Below are 24,641 nucleotides of genomic sequence, written 5' to 3'. Positions count from 1 at the left end.
TCATTTGCCTCGCTTTGATCTATTTGTAGCGCCTTTCTTTACGTTAAAGGTATTCCGATGGCCACTATTCTCGCCAAAGGGTTATTGCTCGGTGCGGCACTGAGTCTGCTCACCGCTTGTGATGGCGCTAATAACCGTCAGCAGATCGATATCGAAGGCAAAACCATGGGCACGTTCTACAGTGTCAAAATCAGTGGTGACGTTGCCGAGAGCAAACAACAGTTACAGCAGCAGATCGACGCGCTGTTGGAACAGGCTAATGATGATATTTCCACCTATCGCCCGGATTCGGTGCTGTCGCGTTTTAATCAATCTCAGAGTGCTGAACCACAGCCTATTCCACGCGGCATGGCCGACATCATCCTAACAGCGCAACGTATTGGCCGCGACACTGGCGGCGCGATGGACATCACCGTCGGCCCCTTGGTGAATCTGTGGGGCTTCGGGCCAGACAAGCACGCGGTCAAAATTCCCAATCAACAACAGATTGAGGCAGCAAAAAACAATGTTGGCCTGCAACATCTGAAATTGATTAGCGATTCTCGCGGCGAATGGCTGCAAAAAGATCTGCCGGATTTGTATGTCGATCTCTCGACATTGGGCGAGGGTTACGGCGTCGATCAGTTGGTGAAACTGATGGCGCGTAAGGGGATTACCAACTATTTGGTTTCTGTCGGCGGCGCGGTGTCTTCACGTGGATTAAACGGCCAAGGTCAAGCGTGGCGCGTGGCGATCCAGAAACCGACTGACCGTGAAAACGCGGTGCAGGCATTGGTCGATTTGCACGGCTATGGCATCAGCACTTCGGGCAGTTATCGCAATTACTTTGAGCAAGACGGCCAACGCTATTCCCACGTTATCGATCCGGTGACCGGCAAACCGATTACCCATAAATTAGTTTCTGCCACGGTGATCGCGCCAACGGCCTTAGAAGCGGATGGATGGGATACCGGTTTGATGGTGTTAGGTACCGAAAAAGCACTAAAACTGGCGGAGGAAAAAGGGCTAGCGGTGTATTTGATCACCAAAACCGACGACGGTTTCAGTGCGGTGATGACACCGCAATTCAAGGCATTCTTGTTGCAGTAAGGGAAATTGGGCGCATTGCTGCGCCCACATTTTTATCCTTTCTTGTGCAGTAACAGATAAACCGCAGGGATCACCAACATCGACAACAACGGCGCACTGACCATGCCGCCGATCATCGGTGCGGCGATACGTTGCATCACCTCTGAACCGGCACCGCCGCCCCACATTATCGGCAGCAGCCCCGCCATAATGGTCGCTACCGTCATCACTTTCGGTCGAACACGCAATACCGCCCCTTCACTAATGGCATCCATTAATTGCTGTTGGGTTAACGGTTCTCCCGGTATGCGATGTTTCGCCAAGGCCTGATTCAGATACAACACCATGATGACACCAAACTCCGCCGCCACCCCGGCGAGCGCAATAAAGCCCACCGCACCCGCCACCGACAGATTGTAATTCAGCAGATAGAGCAACCACACACCGCCAATCAAGGCAAACGGCAAGGTCGCCATAATCAGCGCGGCATCGCGCACGCTGCTGAAAGTGACGTATAGCAGCACGAAAATAATCAGCAACGTGACTGGCAGTACGATCTTCAATTGAGCGCTGGCTCGTTCCAAATACTCAAACTGCCCTGACCAACTGAGCGAAACGCCTGCCGGGAGTTTGACCTGCTGCGCGACCGACTGCTGCATCTCTTCTACCGCCGATTTCAAATCCCGACCGCGTAAATCGACATAAATCCAGTTGGAAAGACGCGCATTCTCACTTTTCAGCATCGGCGGACCTTCGCTAACACGAATATCGGCCAGCTCAGACAACGGCACCTGCCCACCGGAAGCGGTCACGACCGGTAACTCTCGCAGTTTCTGCACCGAGTCGCGGATCTCACGCGGATAACGCACGTTGATCGGATAACGGGCGCGCCCTTCAATGGTTTCGCCAATATTTTCCCCACCCACCAGCGTCGCCACCATCGATTGCAACTCTTTCACCGAGACGCCGTAACGGGCAGCGCGTTGGCGATCGATATCAATATCCACGTAGCGCCCACCGGTAATGCGTTCAGCCAGCGACGAGGTCACGCCCGGTACGTTTTTCACCACTTGTTCAATCTGGTTAGCCACCCGTTCGATATCGGCCATGTTGTTACCATTGACCTTGATACCTACCGGGCTCTTGATGCCGGTTGCCAGCATATCCAATCGGTTGCGAATCGGTGGTACCCAAACGTTGGCGATACCCGGTACTTTGACCGTACTATCCAACTCGGCGATCAATTTGTCCATGGTCATTCCCGGTCGCCACTGATCACGCGGTTTGAAGCGAATCGTGGTTTCCAGCATGGTCAACGGAGCGGGATCGGTGGCGGTTTCTGCACGTCCAGCTTTGCCAAATACGGTATCCACTTCCGGCACCGTTTTGATCAAACGGTCGGTCAACTGCAACAAACGCCCCGCTTCACGCGCCGAGATCCCCGGTAAGGTTGATGGCATATACAGCAAATCCCCCTCATCCAGAGCAGGCATAAACTCGCTACCCAAACGACTCAGCGGATACAAGGTGACTACCAGCAACAGCGCGGAAATCCCCAGAGTGGTTTTTGGCCTCGCCAATACCGCCGCCAACACCGGCTGGTACAATTTAATAAGCCAACGGTTAATCGGGTTAGCCTGTTCATCAGGAATACGGCCACGGATGAAGTACCCCATCAGTACCGGCACCAGAGTAATACCCAACCCCGCCGCCACTGCCATAGCGTAAGTTTTGGTGAAAGCCAGCGGCGAGAACATCCGCCCTTCCTGCGCCTGTAAGGTAAATACCGGGATGAATGACAGCGTGATCACTAACAAACTACAGAACAGCGCGGGGCCGACTTCAACTGCCGCCTGCTCCGAAATACGCCAATAATCTTTCGATGTCGGTTGCTGGCCAGGATGACGTTGTCGCCATTGTTCAAGAACCTTGTGCATGTTTTCGATCATTACGATCGCCGCATCCACCATCGCGCCAATCGCAATGGCAATCCCGCCCAGCGACATGATATTGGCATTAACGCCTTGATAGTGCATGACAACAAAAGCACCGAGGATACCCAGCGGCAAAGTAATAATCGCCACCAGCGCCGAACGGAAGTGGAACAAGAACAACGTACAGACCAATGCCACCACCACAAACTCTTCCAGCAGTTTGTACGATAAGGTATCAATCGCGTGTTCAATCAGTTGCGAGCGATCGTAAACCGGGACGATCTCGACGCCCGGCGGCAACGTTTTTTGGATCTGTTGCAGTTTCACTTTCAACGCATTGATGGTCTCCAACGCGTTCGCACCGTAGCGCATAACTACGATGCCGCCTGCGACTTCGCCTTCACCATTCAGTTCAGCAATGCCACGGCGTATTTCCGGCCCTTCACGCACAGTCGCAACTTGCGATAGCAGGATCGGCACGCCATCCCGCGCGGTGATCACCACTTTGTTGAAGTCAGAGATTTTTTTGAGATAGCCGGAAGTTCGCACCATATATTCGGCTTCGCCCATTTCCAGCAGTGCGCCGCCCCCTTCCTGATTGGCGTCCTGAATCGCTGTCACCACTTGTTGATGAGTGATATTCAGCGCGCGCAAGCTTTCCGGGTTCAACACGATCTGGTACTGGCGCACCATGCCACCGACGCTCGCCACTTCCGCCACGTTGGGCACGGTTTTCAGCTCAAATTTCAGCGTCCAGTCCTGTAAGGCGCGTAAATCGGCCAAACTGTGTTTCCCGCTTTTATCCACCAGCGCGTATTCATACACCCAACCCACCCCGGTCGCATCTGGCCCTAACGCTACTTTCACCTGTGGTGGCAACGACGATTGCACCTGACTGAGTGATTCCAACACCCGTGAGCGCGCCCAGTACAGATCCGTGCCATCCTCAAACAGCACGTAAACATAGGCGTCACCAAACATTGAGAAACCACGTACTGTTTTAGCGCCCGGCACCGTTAACATGGTGGTGGTCAGCGGATAGGTCACCTGATCTTCAATCACCTGCGGCGCTTTGCCGGGATAACTGGCTTTGACAATCACCTGTACGTCAGAGAGATCTGGCAAGGCATCTAACGGCGCTTTTTGCACCGCCCAAATCCCCCAACCAGCCAGCATCACCGAGGCCAGCAGTACCAGTAGCCGATTACGCAGCGACCAGCGAATGATGGATGCAATCATTGATGGCCTCCATGATCGGCAGCCATTGGCATAATTTGACTGATGTGTGAGCCTTTATCATCAACGCTAAAGTGGAACATGACTTTGCTACCCACCGACAATCCCTGAGGTAGACCGCTGGCAGGTAAATTGAAATCCATCGTCATTGCCGGCCATTTCAGCTCCGGCACCGGGCCGTGCGACAAAGTGACGGTGCCGCCATCGATGGCTTCGATCACCCCTTCGGTCTGATACTGTTTCACGCTCTTATCCTCTGCCAACTGCGGCAAGGCGCTACGCATACTGGCTTCGGAGTCGATCAGGAACTGACCGGAAGTGACAATCTGTTGCCCCGTTTGCAACCCTTGTTTGATCTCAACCCAACCATCTTGCGCCAGCCCTGCCACCACCTCTTGCGGCGTAAAATGGCCATTGCCGTCAGCCAGCAGTACAGTATTGCGGTCGCCATTGCTGATCAGCGCCTCTTGCGGCACCGCTAGCACCGGCTTGGCTTTAGCGTCTTGCGACAGTTGCACTTGCAAATACATGCCCGGCTTCAAGCGCTGCAGTGGGTTTTTCAGTACGATACGCGCCTTGAAGGTACGGGTGAGCGGATCGACATTCGGTAACAGTTCACTGACTTCACCATCAAAACGCTCTCCCGGCCAACTTGCGGAACTCGCCTGCACCGCATCGCCGATTTTCAGTAGACCCGCTTGCGATTGTGGATAGTCGATCACCATCCATACCGGATCGAGATTCGCCAGTTCGAACAGCCCCTGTGTCGCCGTGACCTGCGCGCCTTCGCGAATGTCCAGTTTATTGACGAAGCCATTTGCCGGTGCGGTGACGGTAATTCGTGGCTGTGGTTTTCCGCTACGCTCAACCTGACGGATCACCGCCTCAGGCATAAACAACAGTTGCAACCGCTGACGTGCGGCGGCGGTCAACGCGCTATCACCCACCTTGCGGATCGCCAAATACTCCTGCTGTGCCGCACTCCAGTCCGGTATCCACAGTTGCGCCAATGCCTCGCCCTTTTTCACCTGCTGCTGAGTCGCACGCACGTAGAGTTTTTCCACCAAGCCATTAGCGCGAGCGGCGATGACCTGCACACCACGCTCATCCGTCGCGACACTGCCATAAGCGTCCAATCGCAAATTCAGCTCACGCATCTGCGCCGCCGCTGTCCTTACCCCCAGATTTTGCTGTTGTCGCGCGCTGATGGTCACTCCGCCGTCTTGCTCAACTTCATCGGCATAACGTGGCACTAACTCCATATCCATAAACGGTGATTTGCCTGGTTTATCAAAACGCTGATTGGGCACCATCGGATCATACCAATACAGTACTTGCCGTTCTGGTGCGCTCGTCGGTGCGGCTTGTGCCGTTTCTCCCGAACTTGCCAACCAGTATCCCGCTCCGCCACCGACAACCAACGCAGCCAATAACGCCACACTAAAACGCATTTTCATTAGTTAATCTCCTGCGGAGTGAGGTAGCGGATCGCCGCCCAGGTTTGAGCTAAATTGCGCGCAGCATTACCGGCGCTGAGGCGGCTGTCGAGCAACGCCCGACGCGCCTCTAACAAGGAGGAAAGATCGCTCTTACCACTGCGGTATTGCGCCAGTTGCAATGCCACCCGCTGCTGCTGCAATGGGATCGCTTGTTGCTCCTGCCGCTGCCACAACGCCTGTGCTGCCTGATATTGGGCAAGTAAGGTGTCGAGCTGTGCTTGGTGATCGCGGATTAACAGCGTGAGTTGGTCATTGGCTTCCATAGAACGAGACACATCAGCCTCGTAGTCCTTGTCTTGCCGTTGCGATTTGAACATCGGCAGATCGACGGTAAACATCACTCCCGCCATATCTTCGTATTCGTCAGCGCGTTTGCCGTAATACACTTCAACGCCGACATCCGGTATGGCGGCTACTTCAGACTGTGCCGAACGCGCTTTCGCGACATCAGCCTCACGACTAGCTTGTATCACTTCCGGATGCTGTTTAATCGCCTGCTCCAATACTTGACGATCGGCAGGCAAACGTTCGAAGCGTGGCAGTTTGCCAGCAATTTGTGTCACTGACTGCCCCGTCAATTGCATCAACTTCGCCTGTGCCAGCGCCACATCACGCTGCGCCTCACTCACCCGATCCTGCATCGCTAATACCGTCAAACGCGCGTCGATCGCTCCGCTAGCAGGAGAAGCACCACTGGCCACACCCGCATGTTGTACTGCTATCTGACGTTCACTTTCCGCCACTAGCGCTTGCGCATCACGCAACGTTTGTTGGCTCAGAGCCAGATCGAGCCAAGCCTGTGCGGTTTGTTGCTGTAGACGAGCACGAATGGTGGCGCTGTTAGCCGCGGTTTTGCTGGCTTCAGCATTCAGGGTATCGGCCTTACGCTGGCGTTTGGTGCTGCTAACGTAATCCTGCATGATGCCGACTCGCCCCATCGTCATCCCCTCACGGGTCAAACGATGGGCATTCCCACCCTGCACCGGCACGTTTTCAATACCGAATTTCAGTTTAGGATCAGGCAATTGCATCGCCGAATCAGCCATGTTTTGCAGTGCATTGACCTGATGCTGATTAGCAGAAAGCTCCGCCGAATAGCGTTCAGCCGCCGCCAGCGATTGCTCCAACGTCAGCTCTGCCGCTTGAGTATTCACACTCCAACAGGCGAGCAGCAGCCATCCCACCCGCAGCGGGTGAGTGAGTAATGTAGACATAGCGTCTCCGTTATTGCTGGCTGGCGCTGATAGCGATTAGCTGATAGCCGCCATCAACCGGCAAGAAGCTGAAATCCACTTGGGTTCCGACCGGCAAAGCCGCTAACGCCGGTTGCGGTTGAGTGAAATTCATGGTCATCGGCGGCCAGCTCAATGCGGGAATGGCTTGATGGGCAATAGTGACTTTCTGTTCACCCCAGGCTTTGATAACACCTTGGCTGTGAATTTCGCTTGAGGCTTCAGCACCGTGCTGATCCATCGCCATATCGGCAGCGAAAACAGAAGAAGAGAAAAACAGAGAGAAGAAAACAACAGCAAATAAATTACGCATGATAATAGCTCCATAAAATAGTTAACCAACACGAATCAATAGATAAGCGATGGGTTAGCTATTCACGGAACCGGCAGAAGGCGATCTCTGCGGGCGGGCCTGCTATTGGAGGGGTTTGCCAAGTGGCTCTGGAAAATTGAACTTGTTGTACTGGCGCAGTCACCAAGAGTTCAGTGCTGACTGGCAGTGCCGCCAAAGTTAAGTTGGCATGATCCTGTTGTACCGAATCCGGTACGCAATGCTTTTGGCATAAAGGATCGGTAGCCAGTACTTTGGCAGGTTCTGCACTTTGTTGCATATGCATCATATGCTGTGCCATCGGCGCTTCAGCACTGAGTTGCAACTCACAGTTATGGTTAGCGATCGCCAATTGGCTATTCAGCAATAACCAACACACCATCAATAGCCACGCTGCTGCCCGCTTCTTGGCGAAGCGCAGACGATGCATGAATAATGAGATGGAAGCCGAAGCCGACATGGAATAAACCTATGAAATTGAACATGCCGAGTATAGCGGTGGAAAACGGCGGCTGATATAGAATTTACATCATCTGACAAAGACGGAAGGCTTAACTTAAAACACTTTGATTTCAGTCAATTATTATCCCCACAAATAAAAAAACGGACCCGATAATCATCGAGTCCGCTCTTCATAAATGCTACGTCTAAAGCTTACTTCTTAAATTTACGCATCACCAGTGTCGCATTGGTGCCACCGAAGCCGAAGCTGTTGGACATCACGATATCCAGCTTACGATCAGTCGCTTCAGTAACGATGTTCAAACCCACCGCTTGCTCATCCAGTTCTTCGATGTTGATGCTTGGTGCGATAAAACCGTGTTCCAGCATCAGCAAGGTATAGATGGCTTCCTGTGCACCAGCAGCACCCAGAGAGTGGCCAGTCATTGCTTTGGTGGAAGAGATCGCTGGAGAGTTGTCGCCGAACACTTCTTTGATGGCACCCAACTCTTTCACGTCACCGACTGGGGTAGAAGTACCGTGTACGTTGATGTAGTCAATTTTCTCATTGCCGAGATCTTGCATCGCCATCTTCATGCAGCGCACTGCGCCTTCACCAGAAGGAGCCACCATGTCTGCACCGTCAGAAGTCGCACCGTAGCCAACGATTTCAGCATAGATGTGTGCACCGCGAGCCAGCGCGTGTTCCAGTTCCTCAACCACCACCATACCGCCACCACCAGCGATAACAAAACCGTCGCGGTTAGCATCGTAAGTACGGGAGGCTTTTTCTGGCGTTTCGTTATATTTGGTAGACAGTGCACCCATAGCGTCGAACTCACAGGCCATTTCCCAGCACAGCTCTTCGCCGCCGCCAGCAAATACGATGTCTTGTTTGCCTAATTGGATTTGCTCAACCGCGTTACCAATACAGTGGGCGGAAGTCGCACAGGCTGAACTGATAGAGTAGTTAACACCGTGGATTTTGAATGGGGTCGCCAAGCAAGCAGAAACACCGGAACCCATAGCCTTAGTCACTACATAAGGACCTACGGCTTTCAGGCCACGTGGGCTACGCATCGCGTCAGCACCAAATACTTGGAAACGTGGTGAACCACCGCCTGAACCTGCGATCAAACCAACGCGTGGGTTGTTCTGGTATTCATCTTCTTTCAGACCCGCGGATTCAATGGCTTCCTGCATGGAGATAAAGGCATAAATAGAAGCGTCGCTCATAAAACGCAAAGCTTTACGATCAATCTTATCTGCAACTTCTAGGTTTTTTACATTGCCCCATACGTGGCTACGCATACCGGAATCTTTCAGCTCCTGGGAGAAAGTGATCCCAGAACGACCTTCGCGCAGGCTCGCCAAGACTTCCTGTTGGTTATTACCAATACTGGAGACAATGCCCAGGCCTGTAATCACTGCACGTTTCATTCAATACCTCTTCCACAATAATTTTCATTCGGGATTTCGCCACGCACTTTAGCGTACAGTTGTAAGCCGAACAAGTCCGATCAGCGTTTTTCTTCGGTAATTTGCGCCACTGGGCTCACACCGTTAGAATCCCGTCACCCCTTGAGTAACGAGCCATCACCGTGAGCAATGCCCCGATCCAACCCGCAACGTTAACCTGGAACGAACAAGGTACACCTGTTTCGAAACAGTTTGATGACGTCTATTTTTCCAATCAGGACGGGTTGGAAGAAACTCGCCACGTGTTTCTTAACTGTAACCAACTGCCACAACGCTTTACTGAACACTCGCGCCCTCTATTTATTGTGGCAGAAACTGGCTTTGGCACCGGATTAAACTTCCTGACCTTATGGCAGGCCTTTGCCCATTTCCATACCGAGCACCCGACGGCAACATTGCAACGTTTGCACTTCATCAGCTTTGAGAAGTTCCCGCTGCAACCGACCGATCTGGCTGCGGCTCATGCTCGCTGGCCGGAACTGGCAACTTTTGCAGACGAACTACGTGCACAATGGCCACTACCGTTGCCAGGTTGCCACCGTTTATTACTCGACAACGGCCGTATCACCCTCGATTTATGGTTTGGCGACGTTAACGAGTTATTGCCCCATTTCGACGCCAGTATGAATAACCAGATCGATGCTTGGTTCCTCGATGGCTTCGCTCCGGCGAAAAACCCGGACATGTGGACAGAAAATTTATTCGCCGCCATGGCACGCTTTGCTCGCCCTGAAGGGAGTTTCGCCACCTTCACCGCCGCTGGTTTTGTGCGCCGAGGGTTGCAACAAGCCGGTTTCAACGTCACCAAGTGCAAGGGATTCGGGCAGAAGCGTGAAATGCTTGCCGGTGTGCTCCCCGCAGAAACCCCATTGACTGACCATCCAGCACCTTGGCTTTACCGACCAGCAGCAGATAACGTAGAGGATATCGCGTTGATCGGTGGAGGCATCTCCAGTGCATTAACCGCCCTCGCCCTGCTGCTGCGCGGTGCGAAAGTCACCCTGTACTGTGGCGACGAACAACCCGCCGAAGGGGCTTCCGGTAACCGCCAAGGCGCTTTATACCCATTGCTGAACGGACGCGGCGATGCATTGGAGAACTTCTTCACCGCTGCTTTTCCTTTCGCCCGGCGTCAGTATGACGCACTAACACGACAAGGCATTGAGTTTGATCATCAATGGTGCGGTGTTGCGCAACTTGCCTACGATGAGAAAAGCGCCGGTAAGATTGAAAAGATGCTGATGACCGCGTGGCCCGAAGCACTAGCCCACGCCGCCGATCGCGAAACGCTAAGTACATTATGTGGCGTGGACACCGGTTTTGGCGGTATCAATTATCCGCAAGGTGGTTGGTTATGCCCTGCCGAACTCACTCGTGCGGCGATCACACTGGCACAACAGCAAGGGTTGGTTTGCCACTATCAGCATAAATTGCAGACTCTCGAGCCTAACCAACAAGGCTGGCAATTGACCTTCGCCGAGGGTGGCGTTCGACAACACGCCACGGTGATCCTCGCTAACGGTCACCAATTGCCACAACTAGCGCAGAGTTCAACCCTACCGGTTTACTCTGTGCGCGGCCAGGTTTCACATATTCCAACCACGCCAGCGTTGAGCCAATTGCAGCAAGTTTTGTGTTATGACGGTTATCTCACGCCGGTTAATCCACATAATCAACAGCATTGCATCGGTGCCAGTTATCAACGCGGCGACACAACCACGGATTATCGCGAAACCGAGCAGCAAGAAAACCGCGCACGATTATTGCGTTGTTTACCGGAGCAACAGTGGCCGTTAACGGTCGACGTCAGTGACCAACAAGCACGCTGCGGTGTGCGCAGTGCGGCACGTGATCATCTGCCAGTGATCGGCGGTATTCCCGACTATGATGCGACCTTGAGTCAGTATCAGGATTTGCAGCGACAACAAAGAAACAACGAGACCATTGCACCAGCGCCAACTTATCCCAATCTGTTTGTGATCGGGGCGCTGGGTTCACGCGGTTTGTGTACGGCACCGCTGGCGGCAGAAATTCTGGCAGCGCAACTGTTTGGCGAGCCTTTACCGGGCGATCGAGACATGTTGGCGGCGCTGAACCCGAATCGGATGTGGATAAGGAAATTGCTGAAAGGAAAAGCGGTTTAATGTTTAACCCCCGCGATGGCTGCGGGGGTTGACGTTTAGGTTGTTGGTAGAGCTGTTTGATATAGATTCTGCCACATGCCTTTGACCAAGACTTGATCAGGTGGTGACAGCTCACCCGCACTAATCGCTTTTGCCAAGCTCTCTTCCACTCTGGCTTTCAGCGCTTGCGCCGTGTGCTCACCATGGGCTTCCACTTCGGCGACCGCTAACGTCAAATGACCGCGCAGGTAGCCACCGGCAAACAGGTCATCATCGCTAGCGTGCTCTACCATGTCATCAATCAACGCTAAGATGCGCTCTTCAAATTCTGCGATCATTAAAATCAAATATCTCTTTATTTAACTCAGTTGAGATCTTCCGGATAAGGAAAATGCTCAGCCGCTAGTGAAGGCGTATTGTAGAACGATTGTAAGGCTTGAATAAAGCGCGCAGGTCGTGTGGGTATTCCGTGTTCCAGCAATTCCAATACACGACTGCGCACTTTGCGCTGGAAGGTAATACGATCCGGTTCACAATCGCCATTCAGATTGTCGCAGCTTACGTTGAAGGGGAAACCTGCCGCGACGCAGAACATCCACTCTAACGCTTGCGGATTGATTTCTACTTTTTCAAATTCACTTTGCGTCTGTGCATCGCGCCCGTCCGGGCAGTACCAATAGCCAAAATCCACCAACTTGCGGCGTTCTTCACCCGCTATGCACCAATGGGAGATTTCATGCATTCCGCTGGCATAATAGCCGTGGGCAAAAACGATACGGTGGTAAGGCAATGTTTCATCGGCCGGCAAATAAATCGGCTCATCATCGCCTTTTACCAAGCGAGTATTATAGTCATCGCTGAAACACTGATTAAAGATTTCAATCAGTTGCGGATACTGGTGTTTGTCTGACATAGAGGAAAGTGACATAGAAAAAACTCAAATAACCACAATAATAAGGCGGCTATTATACTCACCATCGCCTTTTTCGCACTTAAAAATGCATCGCCAACCACTGTTGTATTTCCGTACCGTGGTTGTCATACAGCAGCTTCAAACTCATGACCAAAGAAACGATCACGATCATCGGGCGGATCAATTTTTGCCCTTTGGTCAGCACCATGTGTGCACCTAAGCGGGCACCAATCACCTGCCCGGCCAACATCACCAGACCGATGCTCCACACCACTTTGCCGCCGATGATAAACAGCACCAAACCACCGAGGTTCGAAGTAAAATTCAGGACTTTGGCATGAGCGGTAGATTTGGCCAGATTGAAACCACACAGGGTGACATAAGCCAAAGCGTAAAAAGAACCTGCGCCGGGGCCGAAGAACCCATCATAGAAACCGACACAGCCACCAGCGACCAATCCAAACGGTAACGCACTCAAACGGCGCTGGCGATCGTTTTCACCCAATCTTGGCGTTAGTAAAAAGTATAAACCAATGCCGATCACCAATATTGGCAATATCTGGCGCAGCAAATCGGCGCGCATATGTTGCACTAAAATCGCCCCGATAATCGAGCCGATCAGCGTCAGGAAAATGGTTAGCTTTTGATCGTTGAGATTGACCGCCCGGCGGCGAATAAAATACAGGCTGGCGGAGAAAGAACCGCCCACCGATTGCAGTTTATTGGTTGCCAATGCTTGCGCCGGAGACACTCCCACCGCCAACAATGCCGGAACGGTCAGCAACCCGCCCCCCCCGGCAATCGAATCAATAAAACCGGCCACTAGCGCCACGACAAACAGCACCCCGAGCAACTCGGGGCTAAAAGCTAACCAGTCCATTTTTTATTCCGCTGCGAAATGATTATCCAGCAAAGCCTGACAAGTTGGAGGTAACGGCGGTATCACCGGTTTACCCGGTTTGGAACTTGGCTGATGTGGCTCAAACCAACTTGCCAGTTCCGCACCACAGCCATCACCGACCGGTGGAGCATCTTGATCTTTACACTCCAAACTTCCCGCCGGGCAACGCAAACGTACATGCATATGCGCTCGGTGACCGAACCACGGACGAACTTTGTGCAACCAACTACGATCGGCACCCGCATCATCGCACAAACGCTGTTTGATCGCCGGGTTGACGAAGATCCGTGTCACTTCGCTATCTTGAGCGGCAGTCTTGATCAACGATTCAATCTGCGGTTGCCATTGACTGCTGCGCACAGTTTTACCGTCATTGGTCACTAGGTCGATCGGTTGTGGCTTCAACAATTGCTGTGAGCTCCAACGCTGGCGCGGCAACTGCAACCAGATATCCACATCCAACCCGGATTGGTGGCTGGCGTGACCGCTGCTGAAGCGACCGCCAGCAGGCATCGCCATATCACCAATCAATACCGTACCCAACCGTTGCTGATTGGCTTCAATACCAAGGCGCTTAATAAATGCCAACAGATCTGGATGACCAAAATAGCGACGCTGATCGGTGCGCATCACTTGATAATCTGGTGAATTCAGCGACAGAGGCTGAGCGCCAATAATACAACCATTGGAAAAACCGCCTATCGCCTGCGCGCTTCCGGACACAGGATGGTTAATTTGCTGCCAAGGTGTCAACGCCAAGGCAGAACTCGAAACCATCAAAGCCGCAATACCCAACATCCATTGTTTCATTTTGCGTTACCAGCGTGGAACATCGGAGTGCACATCACCATTTTGTGCCCGTTGGCGCAGTAGGTGATCCATCAATACAATCGCCATCATCGCTTCGGCGATCGGCACTGCACGAATGCCGACACAAGGATCGTGACGACCACGCGTGACCATTTCGACCGCTTCACCCTGCCGATTGATAGTGCGCCCCGGCACCATGATGCTAGACGTCGGTTTCAGCGCCAAGTGAGCAATCACCGGCTGACCGCTGCTGATACCGCCGAGAATGCCGCCCGCATGGTTGCTTTGGAAACCTTCTGGCGTGATTTCGTCACGGTTTTCACTGCCACGTTTAGTCACAACGGCAAAACCATCGCCGATTTCTACGCCTTTCACGGCGTTAATACTCATCAAGGCGTGCGCCAGATCGGCATCCAAACGATCGAATACCGGCTCGCCTAAGCCGACCGGTACATTTTCTGCAATCACGCTAATTTTGGCACCGATTGAGTCGCCTTCTTTCTTCAGCGCACGCATCAATTCGTCCAGCGCTTCCAATTTGTCAGGATCCGGGCAGAAGAACGGGTTTTGCTCGACCTGATCCCAATCTTTCAGTTCACAGCTTACGTCACCGATTTGTGCCAAATAGCCACGAACCGTGACGCCAAATTTTTGCGCCAAATACTTTTTGGCGATCGCCCCGGCAGCCACGCGCATTGCGGTTTCACGCGCCGATGAACGACCACCGCCGCGATAATCACGCACGCCGTATTTCTGCTCGTAGGTGTAATCTGCGTGACCAGGGCGGAACAGATCTTTTATCGCACCGTAGTCCTGCGAGCGCTGGTCGGTGTTTTCGATGATCAACCCAATGCTAGTGCCGGTGGTCACACCTTCGAACACGCCAGACAGAATACGGACTTGATCCGGTTCGCGACGTTGGGTGGTGTAGCGTGAAGTCCCCGGACGGCGGCGATCCAAATCATGTTGTAAATCTGCTTCGGTCAATGGAATGCCCGGCGGCACGCCATCAACGATACAACCCAGCGCCACACCGTGAGATTCACCAAAAGTGGTGACGCGGAAAAACTGCCCAATACTGTTCCCTGCCATCACGGCTCCTTACCGTTATTCTTGATCAATTTAGGGTCTGATACGGCAGACCCTAATGAGAAATTAGCTGCGATAGAGACTGAAATGCGCTTTGCAATCAATTAGCTGTTGTTTAGTCAGCATGAATACGCCGTCACCGCCGTTATCGAACTCCAGCCAGGTGAACGGAATATCCGGATATTGTTCCATCAGATGTACCATGCTGTTGCCGACTTCACAAATCAGTACGCCGTCATCACTGAGGAAATCAGGTGCGCAAGCCAAAATACGACGCGCCAGTTTCAGGCCATCGCTACCTGCCGCCAGCCCCAGTTCCGGTTCAAAACGGAACTCTTGTGGCAGATCAGACATATCTTCTGCATCAACATACGGCGGGTTGGTAACGATAAGATCGTACTGGATCGCCGGAACGTCACGGAACAGATCAGAGCGGATCGGGATCACCTGATGTTCAACGCAATGCGCTTGAATATTACGTTCAGTCACCGCTAGTACATCGGTAGAGATGTCTACGGCGTCAACTTCCGCTTCTGGGAACGCATAACCGCAAGCAATGGCGATACAACCACTACCGGTACACATATCGAGAATATGACGCGGCGGATGTGAAATCAGCCCATCAAATTGGTTGGCAATCAACTCACCAATCGGCGAACGCGGCACCAGTACGCGTTCATCGACATAGAACTCCATACCGCAGAACCAGGCTTTGTTAGTCAGATAAGCGACTGGCACGCGCTCGTTCACGCGGCGGATCACGCGCTCAACGATACGGTGACGCTCGCTAGAAGTCAGACGCGCGCTGCGCATATCCTCTGGAATATCCAACGGCAGGAACAGGCTGGGCAAAACCAACTGCACTGCTTCGTCCCACGGGTTATCGGTTCCGTGACCATAGTAGATATTAGCAGCATTAAAGCGGCTTACCGCCCAGCGCAGCATATCCTGAATGGTGTGCAGTTCGTTCACTGCTTCTTCGACGAAAATTTTGTCCAATTTGCCCTCCGGCAGGCGGCGATGATTCATGAGTTAGCCGCTTAGTTTGCCACGAAGCACGCGACAAATCAGCTGTTGCGTCATTCTAGATACGTTTTACTTCGCCGGTAAGCATTGAGACGGTAAACTACCGAAATGAATGTTATCCGGTAGATAAATAATGAAGAACAAGAACCCCCTGAGCAAAGAGGAATTGCTGCTTTTCAGGGAGTCAATTTCTGGCACAGAAAAGCTGCGGCAGGATACGATTGTCCACCCCAAACCTAAAAGTAAATTCAAGCAAGTTGCCCCACAACGTTTATTGCAGGAACAGGTGGATGCCAGTTTTTATTTTTCTGATGAGTTCCAACCGTTATTGGATGAAGAAGGTCCGGCGCGTTACGTGCGCCCTGGCTACAGCCATTACGAATTGAAAAAGTTGCGGCGCGGGGATTATATACCCGATCTGTTTTTGGATCTGCACGGTTTAACGCAGCTTCAGGCCAAGCAAGAATTAGGGGCGTTGATTGCCGCCTGTAAACGTGAGCACGTGCACTGCGCCTGTGTGATGCATGGCCACGGCAAACACGTTCTTAAGCAACAGACGCCACTGTGGTTGGCACAACACCCGGATGTGCTGGCTTTTCATCAGGCCCCTAAAGAATGGGGTGGCAGCGCGGCGGTACTAGTACTGATCGAGCTAGCTCAATAGAAATTGCTAAAGTGTAAAAATGACAAAGGGCGATGATCAACATCGCCCTTTTACTAGACCGTTTCTCGATATCAGGCTTTCGCCATCACTTTCGACGGGCTCATTTGCCATTCAAATTTACCGTTGCAGTCATCTGAGGCCAGCTCAACGTTAGCAATGGCAGAAGTAGCAAACATGGGTGGACATTCGCCAGGACACAACTCAGCCACCAGATAGCCCACTAACGGCAGGTGCGATACGATCAGTACCGAAGAAACGCCTTCTTTAGCCAGTTCTTGCAAATGACAACTCACCAAGGCGACGTTGCCCCCGGGCGTTAGATCTAGCATTACTTCCTCATCTTCCGGCAGAGGTAATACTTCTCGCACTGTCTCTAACGTCTGCTCTGCGCGTAGATACGGGCTGACCAGCACACGTTCAATATTTACTGACTTGTTGTTCAACCAAGTCGCCATCTGACGTGACTCATCACGGCCACAAGCAGTAAGAGGTCTTACCGAGTCGCTGGCTGCTTCAAGAGCAGCATCGCCGTGACGCATAATCAAAACTTGCATATTGCACCGCTGTTGTTGACAAAAAAATGTGCCGTCTTTCTATGGCGACCGGGCATTCTGCCTGAAAGTTCAGGTAAAGAAAACGCTGTTTTTTACATCAACCGCGTCTGAATGTGACATTCCTGTTCACATAACCACCAATTCAAGGGGTTAAATTTTCATCTTCCATTGTAAATGTTATTCGTCGGTGCCGCGGTTTTCGCCACCGACGAGTTACGTTACCTCGCTCTAATATCCCTGTACAGTCTCCGGAATTACCGTTGTTACAAGGAGTGATAGCGATCACATTGCCTGTATGATCCAACTGTAGTGCAATTTACACCGCAGGGTAGAAACGTTCGCTCTGCTTAGCCATTCGTTGCAGCAATTCACAAGGTTCAAAATGTTCACCGTACTGCTGCTCAAGGAATTGCAGTGTTTTGACGACCTTTTCCGCTCCTAATTGATCCATATAACGGAACGGACCACCGAGGAATGGCGGGAAGCCAATGCCAAATACTGCGCCAATATCCCCATCGCGAGCACTACGAATCACGCCTTCATCCAGACAACGCGCCGCTTCATTCAACATCATCATCATGCACCGCTGTACGATAATCTGATGCTGCAAATGGGCTTTAGGCGTAATTCCCAACAGGTTATAGACTGAGGTATCCGCGCTTTTCTTATTACGCTGACGTCCCCCTGTTGGGTAGAGATAAAAACCACGGCCGTTTTTGCGCCCTTTGCGACCATCTTTCAACACCGCATCAAATGCTGCTGGCGCGGCAAAACGTGGCCCAAGTTCCGCCACCAAAATAGGAATGATTTTAGTACCGACGTCGATGCCGACTTCATCCAACAGCGTCATTGGCCCCACCGGGAAGCCGAAATCGACCAGTGCTTTATCCAAAGACTCAATCGGCTCGCCTTCCAGCAGGCAGCGTGCAGCTTCATTAATATACGGCGCTAAAATACGGTTGACGTAGAAACCCGCGCGGTCAGCGACCACAATCGCCGTTTTGCCTTGCTTCTGTGCTAATGCCACAGTCGTCATGATGGTTTCTTCACTGGTGGTCGCATGTGGGATCACCTCGACCAGAGGCATCTTATCGACCGGGCTGAAGTAATGCAGACCAATCACCTGTTCTGGTCGCGCGGCATTAGCGGCAATTTGACCGATGGGCAACGAAGACGTATTGGAAGCAAACACCGTGTGTGGTGCGGCATATCGTTCGATTTCCGCAACCATCTGTTGTTTCAGTGCCAAGTCCTCGAACACCGCTTCCACCACAATATCGACGTTCTCAAAACCGGTGTAATCCGTCGAGCCGGAGACCAACGACATCTGTTTCTGGCGCTCTTGTGGACGCATTCTTTTACTACGCACTCGCTTGCTGAGAACATCCCAGCTGTATTTCAGCGCGTTATTAATGCCCTGCTCATTCACATCTTTAATACGTACGGGTAAACCACCACGCGTAGAGGTGACACAGGCAATCCCACCGCCCATTAAACCACCGCCCAGAATCCCCACTCGATGTAAATCATGCGGTCGCGCATGGTCTTTATGATAGGAATTCACGCCACGCTCTTTTTTCAGCGCCGTCGAGGCAAAAAACAAGCTGCGCAATGCGGCTGATTCTGGCGTCATCGCCAGTTCGCCAAAGGCTTTTGCTTCTGCTTCATAACCACTGGTGGAACCTTGATCTAACCCAGTGCGTACCACCTGAATAATTCTCTCAGCCGCCGGGTAATTGCCGTGAGTCTTTTCCAACGTTTTTTTACGCACGATGCTAAACAGCAAGTTTTTACCCAATGGGCCATTGAGTAACCGCTCTTGCCATGGCAATTCACGTTTACTTTTCCAGCCTTGCTTCACCCGCTCAATGGCAGTTTGCAGCAGGATAGAGTTTGGCACAGCGTCGTCCACCAACCCCATGCGCAATGCCTGTCGCGCACGAATATGTTTACCGGTCAGGATCATGTCCAATGCTTTACTGGCACCAATCAACCGTGGCAAACGCTGGGTACCGCCGGAACCGGGCAACAGGCCGAGCTGAACTTCTGGCAAACCCAGAGCCGTTTTGTCATCCAGCGAACAGACACGGCTGTGGCAGGCCAAAGCCAGTTCCAAACCACCGCCTAAGCAAGCACCGTGGATCGCCGCCACTACCGGTACTGGGAAGGCAGCAATTTGCGCCAAGGTATTTTGCCCTTTACGCGCCAGTGACTCTGCTTCTTTCGCCGTTTTACATGCAGCAATCATGGTGATGTCCGCCCCGGCGACAAAGGAGTCAGTCTTACCGGAAATAATCACCAATCCTTCTAACGTAGTCAGTTGCTGCGCTTTGGTCAGTACATCATTCACTTGTTCGACAAACTCGGCTTTCAAGGTATTCACTTTCTCGCCGGGAACATCGATGGTGATGACGCCGATATTGTCTGGGCGCAGCGTCAGTTGGAAAGCTGAAGGTTTGGCGCGTTGTTCGTGTAATGCGTTCTCGAAACTCATTATTCCACCTCCAAGATCATCGCAGCGCCCAATCCACCGGCGGCACAGGCTGTTGTCAGCCCCAACCCACCGCCACGACGTTTCAATTCATGCAACATTTGAGTGATCATGCGCGCACCAGTAGCCGCAAACGGATGCCCATAAGCAATCGAACCACCCAATACGTTGAATTTATTCATATCCACTTCACCGATCGCCTGACTGCGCCCCAATTTTTGTTGGGCAAACTCAGCGCTAGCAAACATTTTCAAGTTAGCCAACGTTTGTGCGGCAAAGGCTTCGTGCATATCGATTAAAGCGAGATCAGCTAAAGTGATACCCGCACGATCCAGCGCTAATGGCGTGGCATAAGACGGCCCCAACAGCATGTCTTCCCATACGTCGATGGCAGAGAAAGCAAAGCTGCGCAGATAACCTAAAGGTTCCAATCCTAATTCTTTGGCGCGAGATTCGCTCATCATCAATACGGCGGCGGCGCCGTCGGTCAATGGCGTACTGTTAGCAGCAGTAACCGTGCCGTGCTTGCGATCAAAAGCGGGTTTCAATTTAGCGTAGGACGCCAAGCTGGAATCTTTACGGATAGTATTGTCATCAGAGAACGGAGTTTTATAGGGAGGAATATAGGCCGTCATCACTTCCTGCTGTAATAACCCCTGCTCCCAAGCTTTGGCCGCCAAAGAGTGAGAACGATGCGCCAAGGCATCTTGTTCCTCACGGCTGATACCGTGGGTCTTGGCCATTTGCTCAGCCGTATCACCCATACGTAAACCGGTAGAATACTCAGCCACCGCCGGGGGAACTGGCAGTAAATCGCGAAACTTAAGTTTGCTGAACAATTTAAGGCGTTGAGATAGCGTGCGAGCTTTATTCACATCAACCAGAGTACGCGCCAACGCCTTGCTGACGCCAATTGGCAACACGGAAGATGAATCCGCCCCACCGGCAATACCAATGCTAACGCTGCCAGCCATAATACTTTCCGCCACGTTGGCAACGGCTTGGAAACTGGTGGCACAGGCGCGTGATACGCTGTAGGCATCGGTATGTACGCTCATGCCCGTCCCTAACACGATTTCACGCGCGATATTTGGCGCTTCCGGCATTTGTACCACTTGACCGAAAACCAGTTGATCGATGAGTTCAGGATCGATACCGCTGCGAGCCAGTAACTCACTCACCACTGTTTTGCCCAAGTCCACCGCCGGAATACCGTGATAAGCGGTTGCCTGTTTAGCAAAAGGGGTACGTAAGCCATTAACGATCGCAATACGGTCGCCTTGGCGGGTAGTCAGCGGCAATGCCTTACTCATAAAAACTCCTGAAGGAAAGAACGTCAGCGCAATGGTCATCAAGAGGTCAGACCTGATGTTGGCATTGTTAACCAAATATTTACACTTAGCAAACAACCAGAAGCGAAAACTGCGAGCAGGAGCAACTTTATTTGAGGGGGAATTGAGCTAGAAGGGACAGTCGAGGAAATCGCCGTGCGCGAGTCACCCCGCGCACGTGAAGACTGGGATTAACGCAGACCCAGTTGGAAGATCAGAGTTTCAGCCTGGCAAGCAAAGGTAAAATTGGCATCCAGTTGCACACCGCCGTCAACGGGTTTAATGCTACTAGTGATGTCACAAGGGTCAGACTCCACGGCACGTGCTTTTTCGCTCAAAACCGCCAGTGTTTTCTCTGCATCTTGCTGATTAGCTAATACTTGGCTGTAGGAAGCCGTGCAATCGGTATTATCCATGATGGTACCGACATCGACGCAGCAGCAAGCCGCTGTTTCTTGAGCATTACATTTATTAATTGCATCTGACATGTTCGTTTTCTCCTCACAGGCGGTTTTAAACTCGCCCAAATTGCCATTTGTGATCTGGCGCAAAAACACAAAAATCTGCTGGTTATTTTACGCCTCTACCCTCGCCAGCACTAGCCATACTTTTTGTAAGCGTTTTAAGTGATGGATATCACAAATGAAAATCGTTCCTTGCTAAGTAATAGTAAGAATTTCGTTACTCACTGACCATTTTTTGTTAAGCAGATCTCCTTTCGGAGATCGAATTTGAAATATTTTAAAAACAAACTTGCAACATATTAACAGGTCAGACCTATAATTCAGCCACTGGTCTGATTTGTCTGAGTGATAACGGACCCTACAATCCCGCGCTCCTTGTTACTTCGTGTAACATAGTTTAAATAATAAACACATAATGAGGTTTTGGTCATGAGCCAGAAAAACCTATTTACCAAGTCAGCCTTCACGGTTGCAGTGGCAATTATTTCTTCAAATGCGTCTGCCGCAGGATTCCAGTTGAATGAGTATTCATCTGCTGGTTTAGGCCGTTCTTTCTCTGGTGAAGGTGCAGTAGCGGATAACGCCGCATCTGCGAGCCGTAACCCTGCAACTATGATGATGTTCGATCGTCCTTCTTTCTCTGCCGGTGCGATCTTTATCGACCCGGACGTTAATATTTCTGGTCAATCCCGTAGCGGTGCGAGTTTGGATGCCAAAAATATCGCCCCTGTTGCTTGGGTGCCAAACCTGCACTACATTCAGCCAATTAACGAGCAGTGGGCTGTAGGGGGTTCTCTGACCAGTAACTATGGTCTGGCTACCGAATTTAACGACAGCTACGCAGCAGGTCCTTACGCGGGTAAAACCGATTTGACCACGGCAAACCTGAACCTAAGCGCCGCGTACCGTCTGAATAAACATTTCAGCTTCGGTCTGGGCTTTGATGCCGTTTATGCCAAAGCAAAATTGGAGCGTTATGCAGGTGAAGCAGGCGTCGCTCTGGGCATGCCAGCTGACACCCAAATCTCGCATCTGAAAGGTGACGAGTGGGGTTATGGCTGGAACGCCGGTATCTTGTATGAAGTTGATGACAACAACCGTTATGGCTTCACTTATCGTTCAGAAGTGAAAATCGATTTCGATGGCGATTATAAGAGTAGCATTCCTTCTCGTCTGAACCCAGCGCAAGGCCGTACGGGTTTGCCGTGGGGCACCGATGGCAACACCATCCCTGGCTCGCTGACACTGAACCTGCCAGAAATGTGGGAAGTGTCTGGCTATAACAAAGTCGCGCCACAATGGGCGATCCACTATAGCTTGGCTTACACCAGTTGGAGCCAGTTCCAAGAGCTGAAAGCGACCGGTTCTAACGGTCAGACGCTATTCGAAAAACATGAAGGCTTCAAAGATGCCTACCGCATCGCGCTGGGTACCACTTACTACTACGATCAGAACTGGACCTTCCGTACCGGTATTGCCTTTGATGACAGCCCAGTACCGGCTCAGAACCGCTCTATCTCTATCCCAGACCAAGACCGTTTCTGGTTAAGCGCAGGTACCACTTACGCGTTCAACAAAAATGCGTCAGTTGACGTGGGTGTTTCCTACATGCACGGCCAACACGTGACCATCAATGAAGGTCCTAAAGAAAATCCGTATACTTTCGAGTCTGAAGGTAAAGCCTGGCTGTACGGCGCTAACTTCAACTATACCTTCTAAAGCAACACCTTCTAATTACTGCGGTAATTCTAAGGAAAGCGCCCCTGTCGTTTGAACAACGGCGGGGGCGCTTTGTTTTGGTAAGAACGTCTCTCAATATTTCAGATAATAGATGCGGTATATCCCCAATAGATTTCAAGTTGCAGGTAGGCGGCAACTGAGTGAATCCCCAGGAGCTTGGCCCACCAAGTGACTGGGGTGAACGAAGGCAGCCAACACCCCTGCAGCTTGAAAGATGAAGGGGATATCACTTCCAATTTGCTCGGCATCTTCCTCCTTCTCCTTGCCTTGCGGCGAGTAAAGGACTAACCTGACACTGTTCAGGAGTCAGGTGAGACCTCGGGTTGATTGATATCACTCGGGGTCTTTCTCTTTCTACCTGAAACCAAACTGCAAACTTCTCGCCCCAGACAGAAAGATCCAGAGCACCCACACGCAGTCTACGCCTATCCTCTACCTAACACTGTCCTAAAGAATAAACCGTTAAAGGTTATGCGAGACGCTACGCAAAAAACGAAACCCGCCATCAAGGCGGGTTTCGATAAACTCATTTTTGGGCTTTACTGCGCCGAATCTATCTCGTCTAAATCGCCCTGAATAACCTGAGCGTTCGGGTTATCTTCAGCTTTCAGCACACCGCCGCTGGCCAAGAAATCATGACGTTGGAAGTAGGCTTCACGCATCATCAAATAAGGATCTGACGAGTTACGCAGCAGACCATCGGAATCCAGCAGTTGAGCTCGCACTTCAATACCATCAAGTACCCATTTACCGGCCGACATCCAGAAGGTCAGATAACTCAGTACCGGATAGAGTTTATCTACCCACTCACCACCGTCTTCACGCAAGGTAAAGCTGCCATAGCCCGGCAATTGCACATACGGGCCGTAACCGACGCCATAGTAACCTAAGGTGCTACCGAAGCGGTGCGGCTCTTCACGCGCCAGTTTCGGGTTCGCCATACCTGCAACGTCGATCAATCCGCCCATCCCCAACAAGGTGTTCAGGAAGAAACGGTTGAAGTGGATCATCCCTTTATAAGGGTCGCCACGTAAAAATTCGTTGACCATACTGGCCGGCTCTTCCAGGTTGGAAGAGAAGTTACTGATGCCATTTCGCGCCGGCATCGGCACATAATCGCGCCAAACAACCGCCACTGGGCGCACTACATAAGGGTCAAGTACGTTGAAGTTGAAATCAAACATCGTACGGTTGAACCCTTCCAGAGGATCGCTGCGCCCTTGTGGGTCTTTATCCGGAGTGCTGGCACAACCTACGAGTAATACCGTTGTGAAAGCCAGCCCAGTCAGGCGAATGTTCATATATTTCTCCATGA

Annotated in this window: 21 protein-coding genes; 4 read left to right on the top strand and 17 right to left on the bottom strand. The window is 51.8% G+C overall.

Going from position 1 to position 24,641, the window contains the following annotated elements:
* The first annotated feature begins 57 nt into the window (after positions 1-57).
* Positions 58-1,089 carry an FAD:protein FMN transferase ApbE gene (gene apbE / locus AC3ISQ_RS07665; protein WP_489352009.1) on the top strand — a complete coding sequence of 344 codons (1,032 nt, stop codon included), beginning with the start codon at positions 58-60 and terminating at the stop codon, positions 1,087-1,089.
* A 32-nt stretch (positions 1,090-1,121) separates the two neighbouring features.
* On the opposite strand, the gene AC3ISQ_RS07660 is transcribed toward apbE, so the two are convergent.
* The 6 genes from AC3ISQ_RS07660 to fabB form a co-directional block, all read right to left on the bottom strand.
* Complete coding sequence (locus tag AC3ISQ_RS07660; protein WP_489352007.1) at positions 1,122-4,241, bottom strand: efflux RND transporter permease subunit; 3,120 nt, start codon at positions 4,239-4,241, stop codon at positions 1,122-1,124.
* A complete protein-coding gene (locus AC3ISQ_RS07655) occupies positions 4,238-5,695 on the bottom strand; it encodes an efflux RND transporter periplasmic adaptor subunit (protein ID WP_489352005.1) in 1,458 nt (485 codons plus the stop codon). The genes AC3ISQ_RS07660 and AC3ISQ_RS07655 overlap by 4 nt, the downstream gene beginning before the upstream one ends.
* Positions 5,695-6,951, bottom strand: a complete 1,257-nt coding sequence (locus AC3ISQ_RS07650; protein ID WP_489352003.1) for a TolC family protein — start codon at positions 6,949-6,951, stop codon at positions 5,695-5,697. The genes AC3ISQ_RS07655 and AC3ISQ_RS07650 overlap by 1 nt, the downstream gene beginning before the upstream one ends.
* A gap of 10 nt (positions 6,952-6,961) precedes the next feature.
* Positions 6,962-7,282: a copper-binding protein gene (locus tag AC3ISQ_RS07645; protein ID WP_489352002.1), complete on the bottom strand. Its 321-nt coding sequence runs from the start codon at positions 7,280-7,282 to the stop codon at positions 6,962-6,964.
* Between the two features lie 58 nt (positions 7,283-7,340).
* Positions 7,341-7,760, bottom strand: coding sequence for a hypothetical protein (locus AC3ISQ_RS07640; RefSeq protein ID WP_489352000.1), 420 nt, complete (start codon positions 7,758-7,760; stop codon positions 7,341-7,343).
* A gap of 194 nt (positions 7,761-7,954) precedes the next feature.
* Positions 7,955-9,181: a beta-ketoacyl-ACP synthase I gene (gene fabB / locus AC3ISQ_RS07635; protein WP_489351998.1), complete on the bottom strand. Its 1,227-nt coding sequence runs from the start codon at positions 9,179-9,181 to the stop codon at positions 7,955-7,957.
* A 161-nt stretch (positions 9,182-9,342) separates the two neighbouring features.
* Here fabB and mnmC point away from each other — a divergent pair, with 161 nt between their 5' ends.
* Positions 9,343-11,364: a bifunctional tRNA (5-methylaminomethyl-2-thiouridine)(34)-methyltransferase MnmC2/FAD-dependent 5-carboxymethylaminomethyl-2-thiouridine(34) oxidoreductase MnmC1 gene (mnmC, locus tag AC3ISQ_RS07630; protein ID WP_489351996.1), complete on the top strand. Its 2,022-nt coding sequence runs from the start codon at positions 9,343-9,345 to the stop codon at positions 11,362-11,364.
* Between the two features lie 35 nt (positions 11,365-11,399).
* Here the strand turns inward: mnmC and AC3ISQ_RS07625 are convergent, their stop codons facing one another.
* From AC3ISQ_RS07625 to prmB, 6 genes are all read right to left on the bottom strand, one after another.
* On the bottom strand, positions 11,400-11,681 hold the full coding sequence (locus AC3ISQ_RS07625; protein WP_489351995.1) for a YfcL family protein: 282 nt from the start codon (positions 11,679-11,681) through the stop codon (positions 11,400-11,402).
* Positions 11,682-11,707: 26 nt separating this feature from the next.
* Positions 11,708-12,256, bottom strand: coding sequence for an elongation factor P hydroxylase (locus tag AC3ISQ_RS07620; protein WP_489353180.1), 549 nt, complete (start codon positions 12,254-12,256; stop codon positions 11,708-11,710).
* A 79-nt stretch (positions 12,257-12,335) separates the two neighbouring features.
* Positions 12,336-13,136, bottom strand: a complete 801-nt coding sequence (locus AC3ISQ_RS07615; protein ID WP_489351993.1) for a sulfite exporter TauE/SafE family protein — start codon at positions 13,134-13,136, stop codon at positions 12,336-12,338.
* Between the two features lie 3 nt (positions 13,137-13,139).
* Entirely contained in the window at positions 13,140-13,967 is an 828-nt protein-coding gene (gene mepA, locus AC3ISQ_RS07610) for a penicillin-insensitive murein endopeptidase (protein ID WP_489351991.1), read from the bottom strand.
* A gap of 6 nt (positions 13,968-13,973) precedes the next feature.
* On the bottom strand, positions 13,974-15,059 hold the full coding sequence (gene aroC / locus AC3ISQ_RS07605; RefSeq protein WP_489351989.1) for a chorismate synthase: 1,086 nt from the start codon (positions 15,057-15,059) through the stop codon (positions 13,974-13,976).
* Between the two features lie 63 nt (positions 15,060-15,122).
* On the bottom strand, positions 15,123-16,055 hold the full coding sequence (gene prmB, locus AC3ISQ_RS07600; protein WP_489353178.1) for a 50S ribosomal protein L3 N(5)-glutamine methyltransferase: 933 nt from the start codon (positions 16,053-16,055) through the stop codon (positions 15,123-15,125).
* Positions 16,056-16,215: 160 nt separating this feature from the next.
* On the opposite strand from prmB, the gene smrB reads away from it, so the two are divergent.
* Positions 16,216-16,746 carry an endonuclease SmrB gene (gene smrB / locus AC3ISQ_RS07595; protein ID WP_489351987.1) on the top strand — a complete coding sequence of 177 codons (531 nt, stop codon included), beginning with the start codon at positions 16,216-16,218 and terminating at the stop codon, positions 16,744-16,746.
* A 71-nt stretch (positions 16,747-16,817) separates the two neighbouring features.
* Here the strand turns inward: smrB and sixA are convergent, their stop codons facing one another.
* From sixA to AC3ISQ_RS07575, 4 genes are all read right to left on the bottom strand, one after another.
* Positions 16,818-17,300 (bottom strand): phosphohistidine phosphatase SixA, encoded by a 483-nt coding sequence (gene sixA / locus AC3ISQ_RS07590; protein WP_489351986.1) that lies wholly within the window; start codon positions 17,298-17,300, stop codon positions 16,818-16,820.
* Between the two features lie 316 nt (positions 17,301-17,616).
* Positions 17,617-19,794 carry a fatty acid oxidation complex subunit alpha FadJ gene (fadJ, locus tag AC3ISQ_RS07585; protein ID WP_489351984.1) on the bottom strand — a complete coding sequence of 726 codons (2,178 nt, stop codon included), beginning with the start codon at positions 19,792-19,794 and terminating at the stop codon, positions 17,617-17,619.
* Positions 19,794-21,104 (bottom strand): acetyl-CoA C-acyltransferase FadI, encoded by a 1,311-nt coding sequence (fadI, locus tag AC3ISQ_RS07580; RefSeq protein WP_489351982.1) that lies wholly within the window; start codon positions 21,102-21,104, stop codon positions 19,794-19,796. Before fadI ends, fadJ begins: the two co-directional genes overlap by 1 nt.
* Before the next feature lie 209 nt (positions 21,105-21,313).
* On the bottom strand, positions 21,314-21,610 hold the full coding sequence (locus AC3ISQ_RS07575) for a YfcZ/YiiS family protein (RefSeq protein ID WP_489351980.1): 297 nt from the start codon (positions 21,608-21,610) through the stop codon (positions 21,314-21,316).
* A 405-nt stretch (positions 21,611-22,015) separates the two neighbouring features.
* Between AC3ISQ_RS07575 and fadL the strand changes: the two genes are divergently transcribed.
* Positions 22,016-23,305, top strand: a complete 1,290-nt coding sequence (fadL, locus tag AC3ISQ_RS07570) for a long-chain fatty acid transporter FadL (protein WP_489351979.1) — start codon at positions 22,016-22,018, stop codon at positions 23,303-23,305.
* A 560-nt stretch (positions 23,306-23,865) separates the two neighbouring features.
* On the opposite strand, the gene mlaA is transcribed toward fadL, so the two are convergent.
* Entirely contained in the window at positions 23,866-24,627 is a 762-nt protein-coding gene (mlaA, locus tag AC3ISQ_RS07565) for a phospholipid-binding lipoprotein MlaA (RefSeq protein ID WP_489351977.1), read from the bottom strand.
* Between the last annotated feature and the right edge of the window lie 14 nt (positions 24,628-24,641).

The sequence above is a fragment of the Serratia sp. KH_031 genome (assembly GCF_057839655.1).
Note: the sequence above shows the minus strand (reverse complement) of the source record. Positions and strands in the feature narration are given on the sequence as shown.

What these genes read in the sequence shown, in the direction of transcription:
- apbE (WP_489352009.1), top strand. Translation starts at nt 58, where the DNA reads ATGGCCACTATTCTCGCCAAAGGGTTATTGCTCGGTGCGGCACTGAGT.
- AC3ISQ_RS07660 (WP_489352007.1), bottom strand. Translation starts at nt 4,241, where the DNA reads ATGATTGCATCCATCATTCGCTGGTCGCTGCGTAATCGGCTACTGGTA.
- AC3ISQ_RS07655 (WP_489352005.1), bottom strand. Translation starts at nt 5,695, where the DNA reads ATGAAAATGCGTTTTAGTGTGGCGTTATTGGCTGCGTTGGTTGTCGGT.
- AC3ISQ_RS07650 (WP_489352003.1), bottom strand. Translation starts at nt 6,951, where the DNA reads ATGTCTACATTACTCACTCACCCGCTGCGGGTGGGATGGCTGCTGCTC.
- AC3ISQ_RS07645 (WP_489352002.1), bottom strand. Translation starts at nt 7,282, where the DNA reads ATGCGTAATTTATTTGCTGTTGTTTTCTTCTCTCTGTTTTTCTCTTCT.
- AC3ISQ_RS07640 (WP_489352000.1), bottom strand. Translation starts at nt 7,760, where the DNA reads ATGTCGGCTTCGGCTTCCATCTCATTATTCATGCATCGTCTGCGCTTC.
- fabB (WP_489351998.1), bottom strand. Translation starts at nt 9,181, where the DNA reads ATGAAACGTGCAGTGATTACAGGCCTGGGCATTGTCTCCAGTATTGGT.
- AC3ISQ_RS07625 (WP_489351995.1), bottom strand. Translation starts at nt 11,681, where the DNA reads ATGATCGCAGAATTTGAAGAGCGCATCTTAGCGTTGATTGATGACATG.
- AC3ISQ_RS07620 (WP_489353180.1), bottom strand. Translation starts at nt 12,256, where the DNA reads ATGTCAGACAAACACCAGTATCCGCAACTGATTGAAATCTTTAATCAG.
- AC3ISQ_RS07615 (WP_489351993.1), bottom strand. Translation starts at nt 13,136, where the DNA reads ATGGACTGGTTAGCTTTTAGCCCCGAGTTGCTCGGGGTGCTGTTTGTC.
- mepA (WP_489351991.1), bottom strand. Translation starts at nt 13,967, where the DNA reads ATGAAACAATGGATGTTGGGTATTGCGGCTTTGATGGTTTCGAGTTCT.
- aroC (WP_489351989.1), bottom strand. Translation starts at nt 15,059, where the DNA reads ATGGCAGGGAACAGTATTGGGCAGTTTTTCCGCGTCACCACTTTTGGT.
- smrB (WP_489351987.1), top strand. Translation starts at nt 16,216, where the DNA reads ATGAAGAACAAGAACCCCCTGAGCAAAGAGGAATTGCTGCTTTTCAGG.
- sixA (WP_489351986.1), bottom strand. Translation starts at nt 17,300, where the DNA reads ATGCAAGTTTTGATTATGCGTCACGGCGATGCTGCTCTTGAAGCAGCC.
- fadJ (WP_489351984.1), bottom strand. Translation starts at nt 19,794, where the DNA reads ATGAGTTTCGAGAACGCATTACACGAACAACGCGCCAAACCTTCAGCT.
- fadI (WP_489351982.1), bottom strand. Translation starts at nt 21,104, where the DNA reads ATGAGTAAGGCATTGCCGCTGACTACCCGCCAAGGCGACCGTATTGCG.
- AC3ISQ_RS07575 (WP_489351980.1), bottom strand. Translation starts at nt 21,610, where the DNA reads ATGTCAGATGCAATTAATAAATGTAATGCTCAAGAAACAGCGGCTTGC.
- fadL (WP_489351979.1), top strand. Translation starts at nt 22,016, where the DNA reads ATGAGCCAGAAAAACCTATTTACCAAGTCAGCCTTCACGGTTGCAGTG.
- mlaA (WP_489351977.1), bottom strand. Translation starts at nt 24,627, where the DNA reads ATGAACATTCGCCTGACTGGGCTGGCTTTCACAACGGTATTACTCGTA.